Source organism: Bacteroidia bacterium (assembly GCA_025056095.1).
GTDB lineage: Bacteria > Bacteroidota > Bacteroidia > JANWVE01 > JANWVE01 > JANWVE01.
In genome coordinates this window covers 1-2326 of the sequence record JANWVW010000305.1, presented here as the reverse complement: position 1 = coordinate 2326, position 2326 = coordinate 1, and the positions used below count along the sequence as shown (strand labels likewise).

Here is a 2326-nt window from a genome sequence, read left to right as displayed (position 1 = left end):
AGGATTAGGCGCAGGAACTTATTCAGTAACTATTACCGATAATAATGGTTGTACCTTTACTATTACAAACATTACTTTGAACAATCCTGCCCCAATTGTCATAAATGCAGGCGTTACACAGAATGTTTCTTGCCATGGCGGTAGTGATGGAATAATAAGTGTAGCTAGTGTTACAGGCGGACAAGGTGCACCCTATACAGTATCTCTAACAGGACCTATTACAAGCTCTTACTCAGGAAGTGCAGGCACATTCACAGGCTTAACCGCAGGTAACTATACTATAACCGTAACCGATGCTAATAATTGTACTCAGACTGTTAATTTGACCATTACCCAACCCGACCCTATCAATATAAGCACAGTAGCTACGGATGTTAGCTGCAATGGTCTATCTGATGGACAAATTAACGCAGCAGCCACAGGTGGAAATGGCAGCTACTCTTACACCCTGATGCCAGGCGGTATCACTAATTTGACAGGCATATTCTCAGGCTTAACTGCAGGTGTTTATACAGTTACTGTAACGGACAGTAAAAACTGTACGGCTACCATAAATGTTACGGTCAATGAACCCGCGCCTTTAATAGCCACAGGGGGCAGAGCAACCACAAAATGCCATTCCACTGCGGATGCTTTTATTCAAATCGGTGTAACAGGTGGTAACCCAGGCGGCTACACTTATGTACTTAATCCAGGTGGTATTACGAATACCACAGGCTTCTTTGATAACTTAGGTGCAGGTACTTACATTGTTACGGTAACAGATAGCAAAGGTTGCAGTGATACAGCATTAGTAATTATTACCTCTCCTCCTCCTGTTGAACCTACTACTCTGGTCAGGGCTACAGTAATTGCCACAGATGCCGTCAATGGTAAAGTTCTTATTGAGTGGAATCCTAGTGTATCAGTTAATGTTAAAGAATATGTAGTAGATTGGTTAAATCCTGCTACCAGCACTTGGATACCTATTGACACAGTAAATGGACTAAGTACTATTCACACACTTAATACTACTACTAATCCAAACGTATATAGAGTAAGCGTAGTAGATATTTGTGATAACCGAACTGCACCTTCGCCTGAACATCATACAGTATTTTTAACTGCAAGCGTAGCAGGTTTAGATAAGCAGGTTCAACTCAATTGGACAAATTACGTAGGCTGGACTAATGTAACTGCTTACAAACTCTATCGTAGAGATGTAACTAACGGAGGTCCAAATGTCTTAGTCGCAACTCTAAATACAAACTCTTATCTTGACACTGATGTACGTTGTAAAATAGTGTATGAATATGTAGTAGAAGCGATAGGTGATGCTACCAGCATGTCTAACACAGTTAAAATTACTCCGCAAGATATTGTAATGCCCAACACTGTAGAAATCAAAACCGCCACAGTTGAGAACAACAGAGATATTCGGATTATTTGGAAAGCAAACAACTCTCCTGATGCTTATCAATATTTGCTGTACAGAATAATGAGTGGCACAACTACACCCAAGCTAATTGCTAAGCTGCCTTTATCCGATACCACTTATTTAGACAAAGATGTGAGAGTACAAGACCATTCCTATACCTATTACATTATGGTTGAAGACTCCTGTGGGGGATTGAGTAATAGCAGTAACATTGGTAGAAGTATTTTGCTCAATGGTACAATTGGTCAAGGTATGTCGTTTAGTAATGTACTCAATTGGAATCCGTATGCTTCATGGGCAAATGGTGTAAAAGAGTATGAGGTATGGCGCTTTACCACACTTTTGCCTACTCCTGTGATGCTAAATACAACTCTTAACACAAATTACGAAGATGATATTTCAAGCTTTACAGACGAAAACGTGTTCTATTACTATGTAGTAGCTCGCGAACAGGATGGTAATAACGCTATAAGTGTATCTAATGTTAGGGCAATTGTACAACCTCCTCGTTTCTATGTACCTACAGCCTTTACGCCAGGCGGTGCCAATCCTACTTTCAACATTACGGGGGTATTTATCAAAAGCTACGTGTTACGTGTATTTGACCGTTGGGGTAATCAAATTTTTGAAACTAACAGCTTTAACAAGAGTTGGGATGGTGGAGATTATCCCCAAGGTGTCTATGCGTACACGTTGCGTGTCATAGGTATGGATGATAAAATCTATGACAAAGCAGGTACAGTAACTTTATTGCGGTAGCATATCTTTCTCTGATTAAAGCCTTGCAGAGTTTTCTGTAAGGCTTTTTTATTTTTTGGACTAATGTAATTTTCTTTTTGGGCGTGCCCCTTGCTGCGCAAGGGTCGGGGCATTCCGCACTACGCTTCGCTTCGGTACTTCGCTGCGCTT

1 protein-coding gene is annotated in these 2326 nt (G+C 40.7%); it reads left to right on the top strand.

Annotated elements, in window-relative coordinates:
* Positions 1-2176 (top strand): gliding motility-associated C-terminal domain-containing protein (locus NZ519_13660; GenBank protein ID MCS7029801.1); only part of this gene is annotated, 2176 nt, incomplete at its 5' end.
* Between the last annotated feature and the right edge of the window lie 150 nt (positions 2177-2326).